Origin of the sequence: Ideonella sp. (assembly GCF_041287625.1) — a bacterium.
Lineage (GTDB): Bacteria > Pseudomonadota > Gammaproteobacteria > Burkholderiales > Burkholderiaceae_C > Ideonella.
In genome coordinates, this window is record NZ_JBGGNH010000066.1 from 21,499 (window position 1) to 45,328 (window position 23,830).

Consider the following 23,830-nt stretch of genomic DNA (forward strand, 5'->3'; position numbering starts at 1 on the left):
ACGGTGCGTCTTTCGCATCCCGCGTTCGTCAGCTTGTCGGCCCTTGCGTGGCGGCCCATACTGGCCTGCTGAATCCGTGGTCTGCATCTGAAGGAGCCCCCATGAGTCGACACCTCGCTGTCACCGCATCGCTGCTGCTGGCCACTGTCCTCGCGGGCGCACAAGCCCATGCCCAGCAGCGCTACAGCTTCAGCTTGCTGGCGCCGCTGGCGGGCGGCGTGCAGAGCGGGGCCAATGGCCTGAACGACCTGGGGCAGGTCGTCGGTTCGACCGGCTTCGGGGACGATGGGCCGGCGCAGGCCACACGCTGGAAGCAGGCCGCGCCGGCGGCGCTGCCTGGCCTGGGCGGTCCAGGCGCTTCGGTGGCGCAGGGCGTGAACCTGCGCGGCTGGGTGGCTGGCAAGAGCATGACGGTGCAGGGCGAGACCCACGCCACCTTGTGGAAGAACGGCGTGGCCGCCGACCTGGGCACGCTGGGCGGCCGCACCAGTACCGCGCTGGCCATCAACCCCAAGGGGCTGGTGGTGGGCTTCAGCAACTTCAGCCCGAGCGACCCGAACAACAGCCACGCCACCGTGTGGCAGGGCAGCAGCAAGACCGACCTGGGCACGCTGGGCGGCAGCTACAGCGGCGCCTATGCGGTGAACACCAGCGGCCAGGTGGCGGGCCACAGCGCGGTGACCGGCAACACGGCGGTGCACGCGGTGCGCTGGACCGGCGGCGTGCCGACCGACCTGGGCCCGGGCTACGGCTACGGCATCAACGACGCAGGCGAGGTGGTCGGCTCCAACGGCCAGACGGCCACCTGGTGGCAGGACGACACCCCTGTGGACCTGGGCACGCTGGGCGGCTCGCTGAGCCAAGCCACGGACATCAACAACACCGGCCAGATCGTCGGCTACAGCCTCACGCTGGCCAACGCCGCCTCGCACGCGGTGCTGTGGCAGGACGGCGCCACCACCGACCTCAACAGCGTGCTTTCGCTGGCCACGCGCCAGGCCGGCTGGGTGCTGGCCAACGCGGCGGCCATCAATGAAAACGGCTGGATCACCGGCACCGCGTTCAACACGGTCACTGCGGCGCAGTCGGCCTACCTGCTCAAACCCAAACCAAGCTCCGCATTCCGATGAACCCTGTTCGCACCGTTTCACTGCCCACCGGCGAGCGTGTGCCGGCCCTCGGGCTGGGCACCTGGAAGATGGGCGAGTCCACGCGCGCAGCAGCGCTGGAGGTCGCCGCCATCCGTCATGCCATCGAGCTGGGCTACCGGCTGTTCGACACCGCCGAGATGTACGGCGAAGGCGGCGCCGAGACGGTGCTCGGAAAGGCGCTGGCCGAGGCGCTGCGCGCGGGGGAGGTCCGCCGTGAAGACCTGACCATCGTCAGCAAGGTCTACCCGCACAACGCCAGCCGCAAGGGCGTGCCGGCAGCCTGTGACCGCAGCCGCCAGCGGCTGGGGCTGGAAGTGATCGACGTCTACCTGCTGCACTGGCGCGGTGGCGTGCCGCTGGCCGAAACCGTGGACGCCTTCGAGGCCGAGAAGGCCAGGGGCGCGATCCGCGAATGGGGCGTGTCCAACTTCGACGTGCACGACTTGGTCGAACTCGAAGGCCTGGCTGTTGCGAGCAGCGCCGACGGCCTGCTGCGCTGCGCCACCAACCAGGTCTGCTACGCACTCGACGAACGCGGCCCGGACTTCGGCCTGCGCGGTTGGCACCAGGCCCGGCAGATGCCGCTGATGGCCTACTGCCCGCTGGGCCAGGGCAGCCTGGCTGGCAGCGCTGCGCTGGCCGAAATCGCCGCCGCCCGCGGCGCCACCGCGGCACAGATCGCGCTGGCCTGGACGCTGCGCGACGGCGACGTGGTCGCCATCCCCAAGGCCGTCCAGCATGCCCACCTGGCCGAGAACCTCGCGGCCTTGCACCTCATGCTGACCGAAGCCGAACTCGCCGCCATCGACGCCGCCTTCCCGCCCCCCACGCGCAAGACGCCGCTGGCGATGGTTTGAGGCGGTTTGGCCTCAGGCCTGCGTCTTCACATAGGCGGTTGGTGCCTGGCCGACCATGCGCTTGAAATCGCGGATGAAGTGGGCCTGGTCGAAGTAGCCCAGGCGCAGCGCGAGTTCAGCGTCTGGCCTGGCTTCGCCGCTTTGCAGCAGCGCCAGCGCCTCGTGCAGCCGGTAGCGGGCAATGATCCATTTGGGGCCGATGCCCACGTGCTGGCCGAACAGCCGCTGCAGTTGGCGCACGCCCATGCCGGCGATCTCGCCGAGCTGTTCGACGCTGGTGATGCCCGGGTCCGCGGCAATGCGCTCGACCAGCTGGCTCAGCGTTTGCGCGCGGGCGTCCGGCGGCGGCAGGTGGGCGAGCAGCAGCGCTTGGGCCTGTGCGCACAGCGTGGCCATGCCGGGCCATTCGGCGTGCGCGGCCAGGCGTTCGGCAGCCGGTCCGAACACTTCCGCGGCGGGCGCCGAGCGGTCAGTCAGGCGGCTCACCGGCTGTCCCCAGAACGGCTGGAAAGCCGCCGCGCGGAACTTGATGCCGAAGGCCCAACTGTGGCCGGAGAGCCGCTTGTTGAAACGGGCCCGGTGTACGCCCCACAGCCGCACCTGGCCGTCTTCCACCACCAGGTGCACATTCGGGTGCGGCAGGGTTTGCTGCTGCTGGTCCGGCAGGCCTCGCAGGTCCCAGCCCACGTGCCAGAAGTGGTCGATCCAGGGTGCCAGCGCCGCGGACGGCGCCTCGCGCAGGTGGCTGAAGCGGGCCGGGTCCAGGCGCTGGTTCAGCACGCCGCGGGCCGGGCCAGGGACGGCTCGGAGTGAGGCAGGTCGCGTTTTTCCAATCATGGTCGGCGGCGCTGCGTTGCAATGCGGCGCATGGAGGTGAACATGAACCCGTTGATCGATCGCCGATGCTGGCTGCGGGCCGTGGCCGCAGGCAGCATCGGCTTGAGCGTGGCAGCACCCAGTGTCGCCCAGACCAGCCGAACAGGAGCACAGATGCAAGCCAAGGGAACATTCGAAGTCCAGCTGTCCAACCAGCCGGTCGCCGCCGGCACCGAGGCGGCGCAGCTGGGCCGCAAGGCCATCCACAAGACCTTCCAGGGTGACCTGCAAGCCACCAGCCTGGGCGAGATGCTGGCGGCCGGCACGGCCACGCCGGGCTCTGCCGGCTACGTGGCGATGGAGCGGGTGGAAGGCCAGCTGGCCGGACGCCGCGGCAGCTTCGTGCTGATGCACTTCGGCGTGATGGACAGGGGCCAGCCCTCGCTGACCATCCGCGTCGTGCCGGACTCAGGCACCGGCGAGCTGGCGGGCCTCGGTGGCACCATGAACATCGACATCCGCGACGGCCAGCATTTCTACCAGCTGGACTGGCAGTTGCCGCAGCCCTGAAGCCCATGGTTTCGGCGATCTGCGCCGCATCGGCGTCTGTGCGCTGTCGTACCTTCATGTGACTGCCAAGGCGGGCTGGGGAGGGTTTGCCGTTGGCCTGAAGAGGCACATGAAAGCGCAGAATGATTCGGTCGAAAGGATGGCCATGGAACAAGTCTTCACACTTGAAGCGCTGGACGCCCGAATACAGCAGATCGAGGTCCACATCGACCAGTTGCAGCTGCACCTGGCCACGGTGAGCCTGCATGCCGACCGGCGCGAGGCGCTGAGCCGGCTGCTGGTGCTGAAACGCTCGCTGGTGGCCTGGCAGACCCAGCGCATCCTGTTGCGCATCCGGCGCCAGGCAGCGCCCTTCGCAGGCGGTTAGCGCAGCCGTCCCCCGCAGTTCGCAGCCTGTGTGCGCCACAGACAGACAGCGTGACCAGCTGAGCGACAACGGCCGCAGGTGTCACCTGGTGGCCAGGGCGCTGGTGGGCCCGGAGTACGCGATACCGCGTTTGCGGCCTGTGCTGCCATACTGCCTGGCCAGTCCGGCCCGGGTTGCCGCGTCGGCGCCCGTCGGTGCTGGCCCCTGCGGGAGGCGCCATGGCAAGCAGTCCAGATCCGAAGCAAAACCGCCTGCTCGCGGCGCTGCCTGCCGATGAATGGGCCCGCTGGCTGCCCATGCTGGAACCGGTGGATTTGCCCTTGGGCGAGGTGCTTTACGAGTCCGGCATGGGCATGGCCCATGTGTACTTCCCCACCACTGCCATCGTCTCGCTGCTCTATGTGATGGAGGATGGCGACGCAGCCGAGATCGCCGTGGTCGGCAACGACGGCATCGTCGGCATTTCGCTGTTCATGGGCGGCGAGACCACCACCAGCCGTTCGGTGGTGCAGAGCGCCGGTGCCGGTTTTCGCATGCGCGGCCCTTTGCTGAAGGCCGAGTTCAACCGCTCGGTTGCAGTGATGCACCTGCTGCTTCGCTACACGCAGGCACTGATCACGCAGATGGCGCAGACGGCCGTCTGCAACCGCCACCATTCGCTGGACCAGCAGCTGTGCCGCTGGCTGCTGCTCAGCCTGGACCGCCTGCAAAGCTCGGAGCTGGTGATGACGCAGGAGTTGATCGCCAACATGCTGGGCGTGCGCCGCGAGGGCGTGACCGAGGCGGCGGCCAACCTGCAACGCGCCGGGCTCATCCAGTACCGCCGCGGCCACATCAGCGTGCTGGACCGCCCCGGGCTGGAGCAACGCACCTGCGAGTGTTATGCCGCGGTCAGGGCGGAGTACGAGCGCCTGCTGCCCAGGGACGGCGGCAATGCCGGCAGCGACAACAACAGCGGCGGTCGCGAGCTCACGGCGTGTGACGGTGCTGCATGAAAAACCGCAGCATGGCCTCGGTGGCGTCCGGTCCGCGGGGGTCGGTGTAGGAGCCTGCCGGCTGGCCGCCTGACCAGGCGTGGCCGGCGCCATGCACCAGCCAGTGTTCGGCGCGCGTGCGCCCATCGGGCTGGCGATAGACGCTGCGGGTGCAATCGCGCCCCGATGCGCCGCTGAGCGACTGTTGTTCGGCGACAGCCCCGGCGCCCACGCAGGCGGCGATCACCGCGGCGCCGTTGCTCGGGTGCACCGTCGTGTCGGCGTCGCCATGGAAGACGATGGTGGGCACGGCGATGGGCGCTGCGACGGACCTGGTCCGGCCCGCGCCGCCTTGGCCCTTCATTGCCGCCAGCGCGGAAGGCAGGTCGGCCGCGGCGCCTGCCGCCAGGCCGGAATGCACACCCACCGCAGCAAACAGCTCGGGGTAAAGCGCGCCCAGGATGGCCGCCATCGCACCGCCGGCCGACAGCCCGGCCACATACACCCGGCTCGCATCGATGCCGTGTTCGGCAATGACCTGCTGCGTCATGCTGGCCAGCACCGCCGGCTCACCACGGCCGCGCTGCTGGTGGTTGTGCTTGAACCAGCTCCAGCAGCGCTGCGGGTTGGCCTGCTGGGACTGCGCCGGGTACAGCACCACAAAGCCTTGTTCGACCGCTGCGGCATTCATCGCGGTGCCGGCGGCGAAGTCGTCCGGGTGCTGGGTGCAGCCGTGCAGCATCACCACCAGCGGCATGGCGCGTTCTCCTGCGCCTGGCGGCACGAAGAGCTTGTAGCTGCGCTGGCCTGCCGCGCATTCGTGCTGGCCCGCGAGGAAGCGGGCCGTGCCGCCGGGCGATGGGGTGGCGCCGGTTGGTTCGCGTGGCAGCTCGGTGGCCTCCACGTCGATCACGTCCTGCGGCGCAGCGCTGTGGGCCGGGGCGGCTGGGCCCCATGGTCGGCCCAAGCTTTTGCGCAGCAGCTCGGTGGCCGCCTGCAGCTGGCCTGAGCGGGTCAGCCGCGTGGCTTCTGCCAGGGTGTCCTGAAAGGGCAAGGGCATCAAGGGGCTTTCAACAAGGAAAAGAGGCGGCGCTCAGCTGTAGCGGATGCGTTCTGCGAGCGCGCGCTTGACCTCGCCGCTGGCACGCAGCGCGCCCAGCACGGTGAGCGATTCGATGGTGGCCAGCGCCAGCTCCGGCGTCACGTCCGCACCCAGCGAAGCCAGGCCCAGCACCCGGATCTGCAGTTGCTGGCCGGCCGCCTGCACCGCCTGCAAATCGGCTGCGCTGTAGTGCTGGATGCCCAGCACCAGCGTCTTGCGCGACACCACCTGGCGCACCGCCTCGGCGTGGCTGCCCAGGTGCTGGCGGATGGCGGTGCGGATGAAGTCGCTGCGGTTGGCATAAAAGCCTTCCTGCACCAGCAGGTCGATCTGCCCGAGGTCCACGTAGCCGAGGTTCAGCGTGATCTTTTCGTCGGTGGGCGTCAGGGCGGGGGCGGCGTGGGCCGTTCTGCGAGGCATGGCCGCATCATACGACCATCCACTTGGATGGTATTTAACCCCTTTGCCAGCAGGTCCCCGCCGTTCCGCCGCGGGCGCCGCAGGGCGCACACGCCGCTGCCAGGTCGGCATTCGAAAGGCGATGGCAAGGAAGGCGCCATGAGTGCTTCGATGGATGTGCCTTCATTCCACTTCTTCACACAGGACCTGACATGAAACTCAAACCTCTCTTGGCCTTGGTGTGCCGGGCTGGGCGGCGCACCGGCGCAAGGCCGGCACACCGGCCCAAGAGGTGCCGGAGACGGCAGCGCCGGCGGCCTGATCCCGCTGTTCCGAAGGGCGGCGTCTCGCGCGGTTCACACTGGCCGCACTGGCGCCGCCCTTCCTTTCGATTCTGCAGGATGATAGAGGCACCTCATTGCCTTGTTCCGGGACACGGGCCTGCATCGGCGATGGGCGGCGCCGCCACGCAGCGCACTACTTGTTGAGGAACGCCACCAGCTTGGGCACGACCTGGTCGGTGGCCTCTTCCATCAGCCAGTGGCCCGAGTTCGGCACGATCACGCCCTCGACGTTGGTGTTGACCAGCTTGGCCTGGGTGATCAGGGTCTGGCCGGAGGCCTTCTCGCCGGTCAGCACCAGCATCGGCATCGTCAGCGGGGTCTTGGCGAACTGCGCGAAGTCGACTGCGTCCTGCGCGAAGGCGTGGAAGACTTCGAAGCCGGCGCGCATGCGGCCGGGCTTGCCGTAGGTGTTGGCATAGAAGACGCGGTCTGCTTCGGGGATCGAATGCTTGGGGTCCGCGGCGAAGTCGTTCCAGAAGTGCTCGAAGTAGATGCGCTCGCGGCCGTCCACCAGGGCCAGCGGCGTCTTGCCGTAGAAGTGGAAGTGCCACAGGTCGCGCAGCAGCCAGACCGATTGCCAGTCGCCCACGCCGGGCAGGAAGGCGTCCATCAACGCGATGCGGTCGACTTCGTTCGGGTACTGGGCCGCGTAGGCATAGGCCACCATCAGGCCGATGTCGTGGCCGACGATGCGCACCCGGCCGAGCTTCAGCGTCTCGGCCAGGCCGTGGATGTCGCGCGCCATCTGGGCCTTGGTGTAGTCCGTCTCTGGCATGCTGGATTCGCCGAAGCCGCGCAGGTCCGGCGCGATCACCAGGTGGTTCTTCTGCAGCGCCTTGATCAGCGGCAGCCACATGTGGCTGGTCTCGGCATAGCCGTGCATCAGGATGATGGGGTCACCTGACCCTGCGACCAGGTAGTGCAGCTTGACGCCATTGACCTCGGCGAACTTGCTCTGTGGCGCCTGTGCAAGTGCGGGCGATGCGGCGGCCATCGACAACACAGTCGCCAGGATGGCGAAGACGCTGCGGACCTTGTGCGCGATGCTGGAGAACTCGCGGCCGGGCTGGCCTTGCATGCCGGGACGGCGGTTCGTGATGCTTGTCATGAAGAGACCTCTGCGATGGAGATTGCGGGTTTGCGGAGGTCCATGTTGCGCAAGGCGCCGGCCCTTGGCATCTCGCGTTCGCGAGGGAAAACTGCGGCCCGGTCCAGGCACGAAATGCTCGGCCGAAAGGGGCAGGACTTGTTTACAGTCGCCGCAGCACCGGGTGCCCACCAATGCCGCGAAACACCGCTTCCGAAGACCTGCCCGCGCCCCACGGCGACGGGCCTTCCCACCAGGACCCGGCGTTGCTGCGCCGGCTGCTGCGCGCCAAGGACCGCATGGACGCCGCCTCGCAGGAGGCCTGGCCGGTGCAGCGGCTGGCGCAGGTGAGCGGCGTGTCCGAGGCGCACTTCGCGCGCTCGTTCAAGCAGGCCTTCGGCGTGCCGCCGCACCGCTACCTGCTGACGCGGCGCATCGAGCGCGCCACCGCGCTGCTGCGCGAGACCGACTGGCCCGTCACCGAGATCGCCTTCCACACCGGCTGGGAAAGCCTGGGCACGTTTGGCCGGACCTTCCGGGACATCACCGGTGAGACGCCCAGCGCGGTGCGGGCACGTGCCCGCGCAGCGGGGCATGACCTCGGCCGCGTGCCGGCCTGCATCCTCAGCGCTGCGCACCGGCCCGATCTCACGATGGCAGTTTCGGAGAAGCGGCGCCGTGGCACCGGCGGTACAAAAGCGCCTGGCAACCAGGAGCTTTGAAATGAATCCAGGCATTGATGTGGTCGGCGTGTACGTGCGCGACCAGGACGAGGCGCTCGCGTTTTATGTCGAGAAACTCGGCTTTCGCGTGCAGGCGGACGTGGGCAATGGCGACTACCGCTGGCTCACGGTCCAGCACCCGGAACAGCCCGGCTTCCAGCTCGGGCTGTTCAAGCCCGGCCCGCCGGTGCACGACGCCGCCACCGCGCAGACGCTGAACGCGATGGTCGCCAAGGGCGCGATGCCGCCGCTGGTGCTGCGTGTGGACAACTGCCGCGCCGCCTACGACCGGCTGCTGGGCCTGGGCGTGGAGTTCACGCAGGAGCCCACGGACCGCTACGGCACTGTGGACGCCGGCTTCCGCGACCCTTCCGGCAATGGCTGGAAGATGATCCAGATGCGCGGCTGAAATCGATGTTCAGGCACCTCATTGGGTGAGCCTGGTTCAGCCGAAGCGCACAGCGTAGACGGGTGGCAGCCGCGCCGGCAGGGCCGTCCATTGATCGCCGGCGTCGTGGCTGGCCCACAGGCCGCCGGTGGTGCTGCCCATCAGCAGGCCCTGGCCGCGGCTGTCCACCGCCAGGCCATGCCGGTACATCAGGTCGTAGCAGTCCTGCTGGGGCAGGCCGGCGCGCAGCGTCTCGAAGCTGGCACCGCCGTCGCGTGTGCGGTTGACCACCAGCGCGCCGTTGACCGGCACGCGGCACTGGTCCTTCACGGCCGGGACGAACCAGGCGGTCTGCGGGTCCAGCGGGTGCGCCGCCACTGCAAAGCCGAACACCGACAGCGGTGCAATCACTTCGGTCCACTGCGTGCCGCCATTGGTGGAGCGGAAGATGCCGTTGTGGTGCTGGCACCAGAGCACATCGGGCGTGGCCGCGCAGCGCACGATGGCGTGCGGGTCCTGCACCTCGGGATTGAAGGCCTGGTCCGGCGGCATGAAGTCCGCGCGCATGCCGTGGGCCGCCTGGCGCCAGGTGGCGCCGTCGTCCTGCGTGAGCCACACGCCTGCGCAGCTCACGCCCACCAACACGGTGCCGCCGGGCTGCGGGCAGATCGAATGGATGCCGGGCTGGTCGTAGCCGCCGCCGGTCCAGGACGGGCGCTCGGGGCGCTGCCACAAGGCCTGCGCCAGTTGCCAGCTGGCGCCGCCATCGCCGGAGCGGAAGAGCGCGCCGGGCAAGGTGCCGGCGAAGACGGATGCGCCGGCGCGTTCGAGCGACCAGATCATCGTCACCTTCCACGGCGGGCCCTCGGCATCGGCGGGTTGGGCCGGCAGGCTGGGCGCGTCCACCTCGTGCCAGCTCGCACCTGCGTCTTCCGAGCGGTGCAGCTTGACGCCGAAGTGGCCGAGGTGCAGGGCCGCCAGCATGTGGCCCGATGCGTCCGGCGGCAGCACGTTGCTCACCGGGTCGCCAACAAAGCTGGCGCGCGCCACCGCCCAGGCACCCGCCCGAAGGCGGAGCTCGAACAAGCCTTTGCGGGTGGCCACCCAGGCACGATCGTCCATGTCTTCTGCTCCTTGTCGAGGGCGCCCCCAACCCGCCGCTTCGCGTCAGGCCCCCTCCGTCAACCGCCCGTCAGGGCTTGCAACACGTAGACCCTGTCGGCCGGGGCCAGCGGGTCGGTCAGGCCAATGCGGTCCTGCGCCCGCCGGTCCTCGATGAAGATCACCACATGCTGGCGCAAGTGGCCCTGTTCATCGAGGATGTACGGCCGCAGCCGGGCATTGCGCTCGAAAGCGGCCGCCAGCGCCTCGCCCAGCGTCGCCGCAGGCGTGTCGAACTCCGGCGTTTCGGTGAAGCGCTGCAGCTGCGAGGTGAAGGCGATGTGGGCCACGGCCAAATGATGCCGCACGCCAAGCCGCTTTGGCGCCGGGAGATGCCCTTGGCGCCGCGAGCGACTTTGCCGCAGGTGTACAAGGCACGCACCTTTTCCTCAACCCAAGGTTCTGCCATGACTCAGCCCGCTGCGCGCGTCAGCCCCACCGTCACCACGCTGGAGATCGATCCCGAGCTGTGGTGCCTGTTCGACCAGTACGTGCATGGCGACATCGACCGGCGCGGCTTCCTCGACCGTGCGACCCGCTTCGCCACGGCAGCCGGCACCACGTCGCTCGGCCTGCTGGCCGCGCTGAGCCCGGACTTCGCACGGGCGCAGAAGGTGCCGCCGACGGACCCGCGGGTCAAGACCGAGTCGGTCGAGTTTGCCTCGCCCGCCGGCCATGGCAAGGTGCGCGCCTATGTGGCGCGACCGGCGCAGGCCAGCGGGCCGCTGCCGGTGGTGCTGGTGGTGCACGAGAATCGCGGGCTGAACCCGCACATCGAGGACATCGCCCGCCGGCTGGCGCTGGAGAACTTCATCGCCATCGCACCCGACGCGCTGTTCACGCTGGGCGGCTACCCCGGCGACGAAGACAAGGCGCGCGACCTGTTCGGCAAGCTGGACCAGGCCAAGACCCGCGAGGACTTCCTCGCCGCAGCAGCCCATGCCCGCACGCTGCCAGGCAACAACGGCAAGCTCGGCGCCATCGGCTTCTGCTACGGCGGCGGCATGGTGAATTTCCTCGCCGCCCGCGTGCCCGAGCTGCGGGCCGGTGCGCCTTTCTACGGCGCACCGCCGCCAGCCGAAGAAGTCAGCCGCATCAAGGCCGAACTGGTGCTGGCCTACGCCGACAACGACGAGCGCATCAACGCCGCCTGGCCCGCCTACGAGGCCGGCCTGAAAACCGCCGGCGTGAAGTACGAAGCCTTCAAGTACGCCGGCACCCAGCACGGCTTCAACAACGACACGACGCCACGCTTCGACGCCGCCGCCGCGCAACAGGCCTGGGGCCGTGCGCTGGCGCTGTTCAACCGGACGCTGCGCTGAACTTGCCCAGACCGGTGTTGGAGATGGTGCAACGTGTCCGACGTGCTGGACAGCCTGGGCCTGGCCAAGCCGTCAGGCTTCGACGCCGCGATGACCGGCCAGTCGCTCCGAGCCCTACCTGCGCGCAGCCTGACTGCTGGGCCTCGCGCTTGCGCAATGTCTTTTGATGGCCGGCGCCTTTCGACGCCGGCCGCGGGCGCTTCAGGCCCGCTCAGTGCTCAATGTCCGTGGCGCTGCGTCAGAGGCAGCAGGCCAGGTGCTGCAGGCAGCAGGCCAGGTCGCCGCAGCAGGCGTTGGCTGCGAGCGCGACGGTGGACAGGGTGGCCAGCGCGATGGCGGCCGAGAGCTTGAGGAAACGGGATTTCATGATTGCGTCCTTGATGTTGAAAACTTGGTTCAGATGAGCAGAGTCTTCACATCCGGTGGACGCCAAACGTCGTGGATCATGCCTTCGGGCGAAGGCGCCAGGGTTTCGGGCGCAGCGCGCGCAGCGGTGGCCGCACGCAACGGCGCGGTCGCCTGGGCGGGCGCCGCAGCCGGGACCTGGCAGGCCTGGCAACTCATGTCGACGCAACTGCCCTGTCCCTTGCAATCTTCGAGGCAGCAGCCACGGTAGACCGCAGCCATGGCCAGGCTGGACTGGACCATGAACAGGCAGCCCAGCAGCAAGGCGAAGATGGCGAACTGCTTGCGCATGGGGCGGACTGTACGCGAGCCGCGTTGGCGAGGGCAAGGTCTCATGCCGGCAGGAACGCAGGTCCACTAGAGTGCGGGACAAACAGCAGCAGCGCGCCCCCACCGCGCTTCGCTTCCCATGACGCTGAGCAAGCACCTGAAGACCTGGGCCAGGCGAATCAAGCGCGACGGCGTGACGCTCTGGTTTGCCGGCAAGCATCCCCGCACGCCCTGGTACGCGAAGGCCCTCGGGGTGTTCGTCGTGGCGTACGCGCTGAGTCCCATCGACCTGATCCCGGACTTCATTCCCGTCCTGGGCTACCTCGACGACGTGCTGCTGCTGCCCGGCCTGATCTGGTTGGCCATCCGGCTCTTGCCACCGGAAGTCCTCACCGAATGCCGCGCGCAGGCGGACGCGTGGATGCAAGCCAACGGCAAGAAGCCGAACAGCCGGGCAGGGATCGTCCTCGTGGTGGCGCTGTGGTTGGTCATTGGTTTTGCGCTCTTGTACTGGCTGCGCGGGGCGGAGTGACCCTCGGCCCGTTGGCCGATCAGTGCAACAGCCGTAACAGACCCGAGACGATCACGTTGATCACCAGCAGCACGAGCAACGGGAAGACCGCCGCGCGCAGCCGCGACCGCCCTGCGGCGGGCCCGGTGCCGCGTGGCACGAAGCCGGCAAGGGCCAGCAGTTCGAACACCTTCGCACTGCCGCCGCTGCAGTAGAAGCTCATCAAGCGCGGGTAGTCCGCCTGGTTGTGCACGACGCGCACCCCACCGCTGAGCCAGCGCGGCCCCAGCGGCTCGATGGCCACCACCTGATCGGGCGTGAAGCGGTAGGTCCGCAGACCACGCAAGGTCAGAACGCCGCCTTCAACACCGAACAGATCGGCCCCCCCGCGGCCGCCCCAGCCCACACGGGTTTTGCCGCCCAGGCTGAGTCGAGATGCACTTGTTTTCATGGTCGCCTCTTCGACAACAGAAGCGCCATCGTGCCCGCACCGATGCCGACGATCATCGCGATCACACCGAGCAGCTTGTGCATGGCCTTGTTCCCCTCCGATGGTGGTTCGCCTCCGGCCCGTGGCAACACGGAGGTCGCGGCGGCTCACTTGGATGAACGTGGTGGGGGCGGGTCGATGGACATCGAGGTCGGAATTCTTGTTGCACCCAGTCCGCGGCAAGCGGTCGGCGGTGCAGGCCGCTGTCGGCCGGGTCCGGCTCGACTTCGACCATGCGAACTCACCCACGGGCTCGCTCGACCTGATCACGGCCAGCATGCTGCTGCATTGACGCAGGTGCGGGCGGCGACGCTCATCGCCAGAAGCGCGGGTTCCTCCTGCCAAATGGCCGTTTCGTCGCGCGCTGGCGGACGCTGCGGCGTAGCGCTCGCTACAGTCGCCGAGGCGAAGTGGTTGGCAAGAAGCGATGGGGCTTCTCCCTGCCGAAGCTGCGCTTTCAACCTCGGGAGACATGCGAAGTGGGCACGTGGAAAAAGTGGCTGGGCGGGGCGTGGGTGGCGCTTGCCGTCGTGACACAGGCACAGGCGCAGGTTGACCTGGCCTCGCTGGACCGGGACATGGTGGGACCTCGCGCGCAGGTGCTGGTGCTGGGCACGATGCACCTGCGCGAATTGCCGCAGGGCTTTGATCCGGCCACGCTGCAGGGCTTGCTGGACCGGTTGGCGGGCTTCAGGCCGGACATCATCACCATCGAGGCGCTGCCTGGCGAGGAATGTGATCTCGCGGCGCGCCATCCGGCCAAGTACGGCGCGGACTACTGTGCGCCGACCGACCTGGCAAAGGCGGCCACCGGGCTGGATGTGCCGGCCGCCATTGCCGAAGTGAACAAGACGCTCAAGGCCTGGCCTGCGCAGCCGACGCCGGTACAGCGGCGGCGCCTGGCTGCGCTGTTCCTGGCGGCGAACGAGCCAGCGTCGGCCTATGTGCAGTGGCTGCAGTTGCCGGCTGCCGAGCAGCGCGCTGGTGACACGCTGGACGCGCCGCTGGTGGCCATGCTCGGTCAGATCGGGACGCGCAACAACGAGGACTACCAGTTGGGTGCGCGCCTGGCGGCGCGGCTGGGCCTGCAGCGCGTCTTCGCCGTGGACAACCACACCGGGGACAGCCTCGATGTCGCGGACACGAAGGCGTTCGGGCGGGTGATCGAGGCTGCATGGGCTTCGGGAAGAGGGGCGTTGAACGAACGTGAGAAGCGGGAGAAGGTTTTGCTCCAGGCCCCTGACCTGCTGCCGATGTACCGCTTCCTCAACGATCCCGAAGGCTTGCGCATGCTCGCGGAGGTCAACGTTGCCGCGGCCTTGCGCGCCAGGTCGCCGGAGGGCTATCCGCAGATCTGGGTTGCAGGCTGGGAGATCCGCAACCTGCGCATGGTGGCCAACATCCACGAGACTTTTCGCGAACGCCCTGGCGCCCGGGTGCTGTCCATCGTCGGCGCCTCGCACAAGCCGTGGTTCGACCATTGGCTGGGCCAGCTGTCGGGGGTGGACATCGTCGACGTGGCAAAGGCCTTGAAGTGACTTGATGAGCGGTCCGGCGTCCGCTCAGTTGGCGGCTGGCGTGTACCAGCGCCAGCCGCGGCGGCCGGCGCGCTTGGCGGCGTAGAGCGCGAGGTCGGCGCGCTTGTAGAGTTCGACGGCGCTGCCGGCCTCGTTCGGGCAGCGGGCCAGGCCGATGCTGGCGCTGGCCTGCAGGTGCTGGGCCTGGTGTTCGACCGCCAGGTCCAGGCTGTCGATGATGCGGCGGCAGACGTGCTCCACGTCCTCGGTGGCGCTGGTGCGGGTGAGCAGCAGCGCGAACTCGTCGCCGCCCAGCCTGGCGACACGGTCCACCTCGCGCACGGCTTCGCGCAGGCGCTGGGCCACGGCCACCAGCAAGGCGTCACCGGCATCGTGGCCCAGGGTATCGTTGATCTGCTTGAAGTGGTCGAGGTCCAGCAGCAGCAGCGTGAAGGGCTGGCCGCGCTGGGCCTCGGCCAGCAGGCGCTTCAGGTCTTCGTTGAACAGCCGGCGGTTGGCCAGGCCGGTGAGGCCGTCGTAATAGGCCATCTGCTGCAGCTGGCGCTCGCTTTCGTGCAACTCGGCGCTGCGCTGCTCCAGCTCGGCGGTGCGGCTGGCCACCAGCGTTTCCAGGACTTGCTGGCGGCGGCGCAGCATCAGCGTGCGGCCCTGCACCAGGCCGGCCACCAGCAGCAGCGCGGCCAGGCCCAGCGCAATGCGGAACCAGGTCGTTTCGTACCAGGCTGGCAGCACGCGCACCGGCCAGCGCAGCGGCTCGGACCAGTGGCCCTGGCGGTTCGAGCCGCGCAGCTCCAGCACGTAGTCGCCAGCGGGCAGGTTGGTGTAGCGGGCCAGGCGGCGGCTGGGGTCGGTGGGCAGCCATTCGGCGTCGAAGCCCTTGAGGCGGTAGGCGTAGCGGTTGGCCTCCGGGGCCGAATAGTCCAGCGCAGCAAATTCGACCGACAGCTCGCGCTTGCCGACCGGCAGCGTGAGCACTTCGCCAGCCGTGGCCGGGCCGCTGGCCACGCTGCCGCCGGCCAGCGCTTCGGTCACCACCACAGGCGCCTCGAAGTTCCAGGGCCTCAGCTGTTCCGGCCGCACGATGGTCAGCCCGCCGCTGCCGCCAAACAGCAGCTCGCCCTGCGGCGTGATGCCACCGGCGCCAACCCAGTACGACGGGATGCCGACACCATCGGCCGCGTGCAGCGGCGTGACGGAGAGGTCGCTGCCGTCGATGCGCGCCAGGCCGTCGTCGGTGCTGGCCCACACGTCGCCGCGGGGGTCGATCAGCATGGCGTCCACGCCGTTGTTCGGCAGCCCTTCGGCCAGGCCGATGCGGTGCACCTTCGGCGCGCTGCCGTCGGCCGGCGCGGGCTCGACGACACGGATGCCGGCACCGAACAAGCCGATCCACAGCCGGCCGCGCGCGTCGCGCTGAATCGCACTGATGTAGGCGGCCGGCACGCCGAGCCGCGCGGGCGTGTCCTCGGGCAGCCGGGTGACTTCGTGCAGGCCGCGGTCATAGCGCAGCAGTCCGGCGCGCGTGCCCACCCACAGCCCGTCGCCCTCGGCCAGCGCCAGCCGCGTGACACGGCCGTCGCCCAGCTGCGCCGCGTCGGCCCGGGCGCCCGGCAGCGGCTGCAGGCTGCCACCGGGCAACACGCGAAAGCCCCACAGGCCGTCCAGCCCGCCCAGCCAGAGCTGGTCGCCCTGCAGGCACAGGGCCCAGGTCGCGGCGTTTTCCGCGCGGCCTGGCACCACCACCCGGTGCACCGCCTGAGCGTTGGCATCGGCCCGGTAGAGGCCTTGCTGGGTGCCGAGGTAGACCGCGCCGTCGGCGCCGCCGGCCATCGTCAGCACACGGCCCTTGGGCAGCGCTTCGCGCGGGCGGGTGGCGTCGGGCTGCAGCTGTGCGATGCGGCCCAGCACCGGATCGACGATGTCGACCCCGCCATTGCCCAGTGCCAGCCAGGCGCGGTCGTCCGGCTGGGCCAGCAGGTGGCTCACGGTGCCGTGGCTGATGCCGGTGGCGCGGCCCGGCAGGCCCATCCAGGTCAGCACGGCGCGCTGGTCCGGCCGGTAGGCGCTGAGGCCGTTGGTGGTGCCCACCCACAGCGTGCCGCTGCGGTCCCGGTAGAGCATGCCGATCTCGTTGTCCTGCAGGCTGGCGGGCGCGCCTTCGAGGTGGCGCAGCCGCCGGGTGCGGCCGCTGCGGCTGTCCACCCGCACGATGCCGCCGCCGTCGGTGCCGATCCAGACATCGCCGTCGGCGGCCTCGACCAGCGCGAGCACCGAGTCGCTGGCCAGGCCGGCCGCACCACTGCGCTCGCTGTCCTGCACCGTGACCGCCCGGGTGTCGCCCGGCGCCACGACATAGGCGCCATGCGGCCGCGTGCCGATCCACACGCGGCCCTCGTGGTCCTCGATCAACTGGCTCACGGTGCTGGGGCTGCCGTCGGCGCAAGGCAGCAGCAGCGGCTCGAAGCGCGACGCACCGGCAGCGCGGCGGAACAGGCCCATGCGGGTGCCCACCCACAGGCCGCCGCTGCGGTCGCGCAGCAGCGACTGCACCGCTCCGTCGGGCAGGCCTTGCGCGTGCGCGTTCTGCGCATGGCGGCGGACCTGCCGGCCATCGGCTGCGAGCTGGTCCAGCCCGGCACCGCCGCCCACCCAGAGGCCGCCCTGGCCATCGTCCGCCAGCGCAAACACGCTCCGGTGGCTCAGTCCGTTCGGCCCGCCGGGCACGCGGATGAAGCTTGCATGGTCGAGTGCCAGCCGCGACAGGCCGCCGGCACTGCTGCCTATCCACACCTGGCCGAGGGCATCCCGGTGCAGGGTGGTGATGTAGCTGTCGGGCAATGCCCCGGGGCGATTGGCATCGGCCTCGTGGTGGCGGAACCGGTAGCCGTCCCAACGCGCCAGCCCGTTCTGCGTGCCCAGCCACAGGAAGCCCTGGTCGTCCTGCACCATGGCCGTGGCCTGCAAGGCCGTGGGAATGGGGAAATGCCGGAACACCGGGTCGGCCAACTGCTGCCAGCGGCCGGCATCGGCAGGCGCCACGGCCTCGGCTGCCTGCGCCAGGGGCCAGGTGAAGCCGAGGATCAGGCCCAGCCAGAGGCTGGCACAGCAGCGCGAAACGAAGGAGGGCAGGTGCACGTTACCGATCAAGGGCCAGCGCACACCGCGGGCCATTCGCGAATTTCGGCAGATTTGACGCGAGGCTGAGCCGAATGGATCGTGGAATTGCAGGCCGGCGTGACGAAATCCGCTGGCCTGTCCGCGTGCCTACTGCGCCGTCAACCGCCCCAGCAGGTTCTGGTCCGGAAACCCGTCCGGTGGCACGCCGATGCTGCGCTGGTAGCCGCGCAGCGCGGCGCGGGTCGCGGGGCCGAAGCGGCCGTCTGGCGTGCCGGTGTTGAAGCCGCGCTGGTTCAGCGCGGCCTGCATCGCCAGCAGCTCGGTGCGGGTGAGGGCGCGCAGGTCGCGTGGCCAGCTGCCTTGCACGCCGGGGCCGCCGGCCAGGCGCTGGGCGAGCAGGCCGACGGCGAGGGCGTAGCTGTTGGAGTTGTTGTAGCGCAGGATGCTGCGGAAGTTGGCGCCGACCAGGAAGGCCGGGCCGCGGATGCCGGCGGGCAGCAGGATGCTGGCTTCGGCCATTGGGGGCAGAGGCCTGCCGTCCAGCCCCTTCACGCCTTCGCCGGCCCACTTGCTGCTGGGCTGGCGCAGCTCGCTGTCGGCACGGCCGGGGTCGAAGTCCTTGGGCAGCAGCACTTCGGCGCCCCAGGGTTCGCTGGCCATCCAGCCGGAGCGGGCGAGGAAGTTGGCGGTGGAGGCGGTGACGTCGGCCATGCTGCCCCAGATGTCGCGCTTGCCATCGCCATCCGCGTCTTCAGCGTAGCTGAGGAAGGCGGTGGGCAGGAACTGGGTCTGGCCCATGGCGCCGGCCCAGGAGCCGATCATGTTGGCCCGGGCGATGTCGCCACTCTGCAGGATCTTCAGCGCAGCGATCAGCTGGCCGCGGGCCCAGTCCTCGCGCCGGCCTTCGAAGCCCAGCGTGGCCAGCGCGTCGATGGTCGGGATGTCGCCGTAGTGGCTGCCGTAGTTGCTCTCCATGCCCCAGATGGCGACGATGACATTGGACGGCACGCCGTGGCGCGCTGCGGCGGCCTCGGCTTCGGCTCGGATCTGCTGCAGCTTCTCCTGGCCCTGCGAGATGCGCGTGGCCGACACGGCACGGTCCAGGTAGTCCCACACCGTGCGGGTGAGCTCGGGCTGGGCCTGGTCCTGCTCGATGACCTGAGGCAGCAACTGCACCTCGTCGAAGGCCATGCGCAGCGTGGCCTCGCTGATGCCGGTGCTGCGGGCACGGCCGCGCATGTCCTGCACCCAGCGGGCGAAGGCAGCTTGCTGGGCCACCTGCTGGCGCGCCAGCTCCTCGGGTGAAGAGGCGGCGGAAGCGGCGGGCACGGCGGCCGCGGCAGATACCGCAGGCGCCGGGGCGGAGGCGGCCGTGGCCGCCGGGCCGGCGGCGCAGCCGTTGAAGGTCGCGGCGGCCAGCGTGGCGGCCAGCCGCCAGTGGCGCGGGGGGAGAACGGTCGAAGGCATGGGGCCGATTCTCGTCGCCTGCGCCGGTGTGCCGGCCGGCTCACCCTGCCGTGAAGCTGGAATGTGGCGCCGGCCGGCCAGTCGACCGCTTCGCGACAGTTTCCGTAGGAATTGTTCGGAATCCGGGAAGGATCCGGCGTGGGGCTGCCGCTTCAATCACGCCGGCAAGTTGAAGAGGACTTGTTGACGCTGTCCAGCGCGCCACCGGGTGCCATGCCAAGGCATGCACCGGCGCCTGCATCTTTTTCCTGTTTGCTTTGGAGCACATCATCATGTCGGTGAATCAAATCTTGGGCCGCTTGGCTTTGGGGTCTCTTTTTTCGGTCCTGGCCGCCTGTGGCGGTGGCGGTGACGGTGGCGATGACGACAAGAGCGGCGCCAGCGGGCAATCCCTCAACGTGGCCGGCACCTGGGACATCGCCGAAACCAAGGGCAGCAACAACTGCGGGGACCCGGTGGGCGAAAAGACGCTGTACAGCGTCGCCATCCAGCAGAACGGCAACTCGCTGCAGCTGCAGACCGAAGGCGGGCAGGTGTTCAACGGCTCGATCCAGACGGACACCGTGCAGTGGACCGGCAGCTATCCCGAGGAGGGCGGTATCACCACCTTGAACGAACTGAAGGTGACGGTGGCCTCGGATGCCAAGAGCCTCCACGGGTCTTCGTCCTGGACATGGGCCCAAGGCAGCCAATCCTGCTCGGGGACCACGGAGGTGAGCGGCACGCGCGAGGCGTCCTGAAGCTCAGGACTTGTGGGCCTCGCCCAGGCTGTTGTCCCGTACCTCGATGGCCTTGCGCGTCCAGCGGTGTTCGTCGCCCAGCGTGCGCTGCAGGAAGGCAATCGCCTGGTCGAAATTCTCGCGGGCCTGCGCCGTCTGGCCGAGGTGGCTCTGGCTCTCGGCCAGCTTGTATTGCATGACGCCGCGCTGGAAGTTGTCCGCAGGCAGGGCCTTGCTGGCCAGCGCCCAGGTGCGGCGCTGCCAGCGCAGGGCTTCGTCCCAGCGCTTGAGCCTGGAGAGGCTGTTGCCCACGTTGTGCGCGGCATTCAGCGTGTCGGGGTGCGACTCGCCGCCAATGCGTTTCTCCCGCTCATAGAGCTGCTCGAAAAGCGGCAGGGCGTCGGCGCTGCGCCCCATGTTGTCGTAGAGCACGCCCAGGTTGCTGGTGATCTCGCGCGTGATCAGGTAGTCCTCGCCAAAGCGGCGCCGCAGGATGGCGAGCAGGCGCTGGTACTCGGCCTCGGCAGCGTCGAAGCGCTGCAGGGTTTCGTAGACGCCGGCCAACTCGCCCGCGGCGGTGAGGGTCAGGTCATGTTCCTCGCCCAGGGTTTCGCGCGCCATGCTGGCCGCACGCTCCAGCAGTGGCAGCGCTTCTTCGTTGCGGTCGGCCCACTCGAAGCCCTGTCCCAGCCCGATCAGCGGCGGGACCAGGCGCGCATCGCGCTGGCCGTACAGGGCGGTCTGCCGCTTCAGCAGATCACCGAACACCTCGATGGCCTCCTTGCCTCGGTTGGCCAGCACGTAGGCCTCGCCCAGGCGCTGCAGGAAGGCCTGGGTGCGCTCCGGTTGCTCGGCGGCCAGTGCCAGGTGGCGGCCGCGCAGCGCCTCCATGGCGCTGATGGCGCGCGCATGGTTGCCTGCGCGAAAGTCCAGCCAGGCGCGGGCCGTGTCCAGGCCCAGCGCGGTGTCCGCGGCCAGCGGCCCACGCGCGGCCAGCGCATCGGCTTCCCGGCTGGCCACGTCCATGTGTTCAGCTGCCAGCAGCAGCTCGATCAAGGCCAGTTGCTGTTGGTCGCGTCGCGCGCGGGCTTGCGGCAATCCGTCGAGCAGCTTCATGGCCTGCCGCAGTTCGCGCTCGGCGGTGTCGTAGTCGCTCAGGCCCGCGTAGGCTTTGCCGACGGCTTCGCGCACGGCTGCCTCCTGCTCGGGCCGGCCCGCGAAGCGGGTGGCCGCCTGCTGCTGCGCGCGGGCCAGCACTTCAGACACGCGCACGTCGCGCCGGCCTGCGTGCAGCGGGTCGGCCCCGGCCAGCAGGTCGTCGGTGAGAAAGCGGTTGACGGCTGCGGCGAGGGCGGATTCGCGCAGCGCGAGCTGGTTGGCGCGGTTGGCGCGCAGCCATTGCTGGGTGGACACGGCCAGGCCCAGCAGCAGCAGCAGCATGCTGGCCACCAGCCAGGGCCGCCGTGTGCGCAGGCGGTCCAGGCGGGCCTGCAGTTGCTGGGTGCGGGCCTGTTCGGCCTGGGCGCGTGCCTGCTGCTCGCGGCGTGCGGCCAGGTCGCGCAGGCGCTGGGCGAGCACGCGGGCATCGGCCAGCCGGCGGGCGGGGTCCACGTCGGCGCAGGCCCGGATGTCCTCGCAAAGCAGCGGGTCCGTCACGTCGCGCTCCCAGCCGGGCGCCAGCGGCCGGCGGAAGTCGCCGGCCACGATCTGGTAGAGCATCACGCCCAGCGCGTAGATGTCCGAGCGCAGCGTGGGCGGCTGGCCGGCGAGCAGTTCCGGCGCCAGGTACAGCGGCGTGCCGCTGCTGTCGTCGCCCGGGAGGTCCAGCGACTGGGTGAAGCCCAGCCGGGTGATCTCCAGGCGCGCCAGCCGCTCCAGGTCGATCAGCCGGCCGCTGCCGAAATCCGCCAGGCGCACCAGCGGCCGGCCCTGGGCGTCCAGGTCGACCAGCACGTTGCCGGGCTTGACGTCCTTGTGCAGCACGCCGGTGTCGTGCGCGGCGGCCAGCGTGTCGGCGGCCTGCGCGATCAGCGCCAGGCGCAGGGACAGGTCGATGGCCGCGATGCCGCCGCCCTGTTCGCACCAATGGGCCAGGTTGCCGCCGGCGATGAAGGGGCATTCGATGAACCAGGGCGGTTCGTCGAGGTTCCAGTCGAGGATTTCCAGCAGGTGCTCGCCGGCGCCGGGCGCCTCGCGCAGCAGGCGGAACACGGTGACTTCGCGCTTCAGGGCGCGCAGGCCGTCGGCATCGCGCGCGAACTTGAACACGCGCGGCTGCCCGGTCTTGGCATGGCGGGCCAGCCAGACCTCGTTGCGTCCGCCGCTGCTGAGCTTCTCGCGCAGCACCCAGTGCGGGCGCAGCGGCGGCGTTTCGCCGGCGGCCAGGCCGGGCGCAAAGTCAGGCGTGTCCACCGGCGCGGCGCCGGCCTGGGCCTTCACCGACACCGGCGCGACCAGCCGATAGCCCTGGCCGTAGACGGTGCGGATCAGCGCCTGGTCCTCATCGCGCAGCGCCTGGCGCAGCTTGGCCACCGTCTTGGTCAGCACCGATTCCGACGGGATGCGGCCGGGCCACACCGCCTCGATCAGTTCGTCCTTGGTCACCAGTTCGCCGGCGTGATGCAGCAGGTGCACCAGCAATTGCAGCGGCCGGGCCTCGGCGGCCACCACCTCGCCACCCACGCTGAGCGCCAGCCGGCGCTCGTCGAAAGTGCAGTTTCCGAAAGACCACAACCGCGGGCCGGAAGGCCGGAGTTCTTCATCTGCTGCGGCTGCCAACGCTTGTTTCATTGCTCGGGCTCCCGGCCTGCTCGCCGTTTCGTGACCTTCCGTAGGAATTGTTCGGAATAGGGGGAGGATCCGGTCCCCGGTTCCGCCTGAAATCCTACCGGCAGGTGCCGCCATTCCGGTACCAGGGAGCAGCCATGAACAGGTTTCAAGAGGTGGTCAGGATTTCGAGGTAGGCGCTCGCCACCTTCCTTGTTTGCCGGATGCGGCGGCGCCCGCGGCGCGAGCGGTATTCTTGTCGCACACTGGCGCCATGCCTCCCTCCGTCCTCCTGCGCCGCCGCCAACTGGTGGCCTGCCTTGGCGTTGCGCTGCTGCCTGGCGCAGTGCGGGCCCAGGCAGGTTTCCCGGACAAGCCTATCCAGCTGGTCGTGCCCTTCGGCCCCGGCGGCATTGCCGACATCACCGCCCGCACCGTTGCCGAAGTGATGGGCCAGCGGCTGGGCCAGCCCTTCGTGATCGACAACCGTCCCAGCGCCGGCAGCATCGTCGCCAGCCAGGCGGTGGCCGCGGCCAGGCCCGACGGCCACACGCTGCTGCTGATGAGCAATGCCCACGCCGTCAGCGTGGCGCTGTTCAACAAGCTGCCCTACGACCCGGTGAAGGCCTTCGCGCCCATCAGCACCTTTGGCTATTTCGACCTGGGCTTCTTCGTGCAGGCGGGTGGCCGCTTCAATTCGCTGAAGGACGTGATCGCGCATGCCAAGGCGAATCCGGGCAAGCTCAATGTTGGCACCATCGCGGTGGGCAGCACCCAGCACCTCGCGGCCAAGCTGTTCGAGACGGTCGCCGGGCTGGACCTGCTGGTCGTGCCCTACAAGGCCAGCCCGGCGGTGCTGACGGCGCTGCGGGCCGGCGAGATCGACCTGGCGGTCGAGATCCTTGCGCCGATGCTGCCGCAGGTGCAGGCCGGCGCGGTGAAGGCGCTGGCGGTGTCGTCGGACCGGCGCAACCCGGCGCTGCCCGCGGCGCCCACGGCCATCGAGGCTGGCGTGGCCGGCTACGAGGTGGCCTCGTGGAACGCGCTGGCCGCGCCGGCGGGCACGCCTGCAGCGGTGATCGAGACGTTGAACAAGGCCGTGCGGGATGCACTGGACAGGCCCGCGCTGCGGCAGAAGCTGGTCAAGCTCGGCATGCGCCCAGCGGCCAGCTCGCCGGCCGAATACGCTCAGCTGCTGGACAGCGAGATCAGGCGCTGGGGTGCGGTGATCCGCGCGGCCAAGATCGAGCCGGAGTGACGCCCAAGCTCGGAAATGGAGGTGCCTCT

The 23,830-nt window shown here is 69.6% G+C and carries 24 protein-coding genes; 12 read left to right on the top strand and 12 right to left on the bottom strand.

Annotated features, from left to right (window positions below; translation table 11 throughout):
* Positions 1-101: 101 nt before the first annotated feature.
* Positions 102-1,130: a hypothetical protein gene (locus tag ACAH41_RS23920; protein WP_325648260.1), complete on the top strand. Its 1,029-nt coding sequence runs from the start codon at positions 102-104 to the stop codon at positions 1,128-1,130.
* Positions 1,127-2,008, top strand: a complete 882-nt coding sequence (locus ACAH41_RS23925) for an aldo/keto reductase (RefSeq protein WP_325648259.1) — start codon at positions 1,127-1,129, stop codon at positions 2,006-2,008. The genes ACAH41_RS23920 and ACAH41_RS23925 overlap by 4 nt, the downstream gene beginning before the upstream one ends.
* Positions 2,009-2,020: 12 nt before the next feature.
* Here the strand turns inward: ACAH41_RS23925 and ACAH41_RS23930 are convergent, their stop codons facing one another.
* Positions 2,021-2,788: a helix-turn-helix transcriptional regulator gene (locus ACAH41_RS23930; RefSeq protein ID WP_325648258.1), complete on the bottom strand. Its 768-nt coding sequence runs from the start codon at positions 2,786-2,788 to the stop codon at positions 2,021-2,023.
* A 99-nt stretch (positions 2,789-2,887) separates the two neighbouring features.
* On the opposite strand from ACAH41_RS23930, the gene ACAH41_RS23935 reads away from it, so the two are divergent.
* The 3 genes from ACAH41_RS23935 to ACAH41_RS23945 all read left to right on the top strand — a co-directional run bounded on the left by ACAH41_RS23935 (position 2,888) and on the right by ACAH41_RS23945 (position 4,756).
* Entirely contained in the window at positions 2,888-3,394 is a 507-nt protein-coding gene (locus tag ACAH41_RS23935; RefSeq protein ID WP_325648257.1) for a DUF3224 domain-containing protein, read from the top strand.
* Between the two features lie 145 nt (positions 3,395-3,539).
* Positions 3,540-3,761, top strand: a complete 222-nt coding sequence (locus tag ACAH41_RS23940; protein WP_325648256.1) for a hypothetical protein — start codon at positions 3,540-3,542, stop codon at positions 3,759-3,761.
* 218 nt (positions 3,762-3,979) lie between these two features.
* The gene (locus tag ACAH41_RS23945) at positions 3,980-4,756 is read left to right on the top strand and encodes a Crp/Fnr family transcriptional regulator (RefSeq protein ID WP_325648255.1); all 777 of its coding nucleotides are present in this window, start codon (positions 3,980-3,982) and stop codon (positions 4,754-4,756) included.
* Here the strand turns inward: ACAH41_RS23945 and ACAH41_RS23950 are convergent.
* The 3 genes from ACAH41_RS23950 to ACAH41_RS23960 form a co-directional block, all read right to left on the bottom strand.
* On the bottom strand, positions 4,731-5,795 hold the full coding sequence (locus tag ACAH41_RS23950; RefSeq protein WP_325648254.1) for a PHB depolymerase family esterase: 1,065 nt from the start codon (positions 5,793-5,795) through the stop codon (positions 4,731-4,733). The two genes, ACAH41_RS23945 and ACAH41_RS23950, sit on opposite strands and share 26 nt — an antisense overlap.
* 33 nt (positions 5,796-5,828) lie before the next feature.
* Complete coding sequence (locus ACAH41_RS23955) at positions 5,829-6,257, bottom strand: CopG family transcriptional regulator (RefSeq protein ID WP_325648253.1); 429 nt, start codon at positions 6,255-6,257, stop codon at positions 5,829-5,831.
* Positions 6,258-6,713: 456 nt separating this feature from the next.
* Complete coding sequence (locus tag ACAH41_RS23960) at positions 6,714-7,574, bottom strand: alpha/beta hydrolase (RefSeq protein ID WP_325648281.1); 861 nt, start codon at positions 7,572-7,574, stop codon at positions 6,714-6,716.
* Between the two features lie 287 nt (positions 7,575-7,861).
* On the opposite strand from ACAH41_RS23960, the gene ACAH41_RS23965 reads away from it, so the two are divergent.
* Together ACAH41_RS23965 and ACAH41_RS23970 are read left to right on the top strand one after the other, a co-directional pair.
* Entirely contained in the window at positions 7,862-8,389 is a 528-nt protein-coding gene (locus ACAH41_RS23965; RefSeq protein ID WP_325648252.1) for an AraC family transcriptional regulator, read from the top strand.
* A 1-nt stretch (position 8,390) separates the two neighbouring features.
* On the top strand, positions 8,391-8,798 hold the full coding sequence (locus tag ACAH41_RS23970) for a VOC family protein (protein ID WP_325648251.1): 408 nt from the start codon (positions 8,391-8,393) through the stop codon (positions 8,796-8,798).
* Positions 8,799-8,834: 36 nt separating this feature from the next.
* On the opposite strand, the gene ACAH41_RS23975 is transcribed toward ACAH41_RS23970, so the two are convergent.
* Both ACAH41_RS23975 and ACAH41_RS23980 read right to left on the bottom strand, forming a co-directional pair.
* Positions 8,835-9,899 carry an exo-alpha-sialidase gene (locus ACAH41_RS23975; RefSeq protein ID WP_325648250.1) on the bottom strand — a complete coding sequence of 355 codons (1,065 nt, stop codon included), beginning with the start codon at positions 9,897-9,899 and terminating at the stop codon, positions 8,835-8,837.
* Positions 9,900-9,958: 59 nt separating this feature from the next.
* Entirely contained in the window at positions 9,959-10,228 is a 270-nt protein-coding gene (locus tag ACAH41_RS23980; RefSeq protein WP_325648249.1) for a MoaD/ThiS family protein, read from the bottom strand.
* Positions 10,229-10,345: 117 nt separating this feature from the next.
* Here ACAH41_RS23980 and ACAH41_RS23985 point away from each other — a divergent pair, with 117 nt between their 5' ends.
* On the top strand, positions 10,346-11,260 hold the full coding sequence (locus ACAH41_RS23985) for a dienelactone hydrolase family protein (RefSeq protein ID WP_325648248.1): 915 nt from the start codon (positions 10,346-10,348) through the stop codon (positions 11,258-11,260).
* Positions 11,261-11,498: 238 nt separating this feature from the next.
* On the opposite strand, the gene ACAH41_RS23990 is transcribed toward ACAH41_RS23985, so the two are convergent.
* Together ACAH41_RS23990 and ACAH41_RS23995 are read right to left on the bottom strand one after the other, a co-directional pair.
* Entirely contained in the window at positions 11,499-11,627 is a 129-nt protein-coding gene (locus ACAH41_RS23990) for a hypothetical protein (RefSeq protein ID WP_325648247.1), read from the bottom strand.
* A gap of 29 nt (positions 11,628-11,656) precedes the next feature.
* Entirely contained in the window at positions 11,657-11,956 is a 300-nt protein-coding gene (locus ACAH41_RS23995; RefSeq protein WP_325648246.1) for a hypothetical protein, read from the bottom strand.
* A 118-nt stretch (positions 11,957-12,074) separates the two neighbouring features.
* On the opposite strand from ACAH41_RS23995, the gene ACAH41_RS24000 reads away from it, so the two are divergent.
* A complete protein-coding gene (locus ACAH41_RS24000) occupies positions 12,075-12,467 on the top strand; it encodes a YkvA family protein (RefSeq protein WP_325648245.1) in 393 nt (130 codons plus the stop codon).
* 19 nt (positions 12,468-12,486) lie between these two features.
* Here the strand turns inward: ACAH41_RS24000 and ACAH41_RS24005 are convergent, their stop codons facing one another.
* Positions 12,487-13,215, bottom strand: a complete 729-nt coding sequence (locus tag ACAH41_RS24005; protein ID WP_325648244.1) for a hypothetical protein — start codon at positions 13,213-13,215, stop codon at positions 12,487-12,489.
* 200 nt (positions 13,216-13,415) lie between these two features.
* Here ACAH41_RS24005 and ACAH41_RS24010 point away from each other — a divergent pair, with 200 nt between their 5' ends.
* The gene (locus ACAH41_RS24010; RefSeq protein WP_325648243.1) at positions 13,416-14,474 is read left to right on the top strand and encodes a DUF5694 domain-containing protein; all 1,059 of its coding nucleotides are present in this window, start codon (positions 13,416-13,418) and stop codon (positions 14,472-14,474) included.
* A gap of 24 nt (positions 14,475-14,498) precedes the next feature.
* Here the strand turns inward: ACAH41_RS24010 and ACAH41_RS24015 are convergent, their stop codons facing one another.
* On the bottom strand, positions 14,499-17,609 hold the full coding sequence (locus ACAH41_RS24015) for a diguanylate cyclase domain-containing protein (RefSeq protein WP_325648242.1): 3,111 nt from the start codon (positions 17,607-17,609) through the stop codon (positions 14,499-14,501).
* Between the two features lie 129 nt (positions 17,610-17,738).
* A complete protein-coding gene (locus ACAH41_RS24020) occupies positions 17,739-19,058 on the bottom strand; it encodes a lytic murein transglycosylase (protein ID WP_325648241.1) in 1,320 nt (439 codons plus the stop codon).
* A gap of 257 nt (positions 19,059-19,315) precedes the next feature.
* Between ACAH41_RS24020 and ACAH41_RS24025 the strand changes: the two genes are divergently transcribed.
* A complete protein-coding gene (locus ACAH41_RS24025; RefSeq protein WP_325648240.1) occupies positions 19,316-19,798 on the top strand; it encodes a hypothetical protein in 483 nt (160 codons plus the stop codon).
* Positions 19,799-19,801: 3 nt separating this feature from the next.
* Here ACAH41_RS24025 and ACAH41_RS24030 read toward each other — a convergent pair whose 3' ends face one another.
* Positions 19,802-22,510, bottom strand: coding sequence for a tetratricopeptide repeat protein (locus tag ACAH41_RS24030; protein WP_325648239.1), 2,709 nt, complete (start codon positions 22,508-22,510; stop codon positions 19,802-19,804).
* 307 nt (positions 22,511-22,817) lie between these two features.
* Between ACAH41_RS24030 and ACAH41_RS24035 the strand changes: the two genes are divergently transcribed.
* Complete coding sequence (locus ACAH41_RS24035; RefSeq protein ID WP_325648238.1) at positions 22,818-23,801, top strand: tripartite tricarboxylate transporter substrate binding protein; 984 nt, start codon at positions 22,818-22,820, stop codon at positions 23,799-23,801.
* Positions 23,802-23,830: the final 29 nt, after the last annotated feature.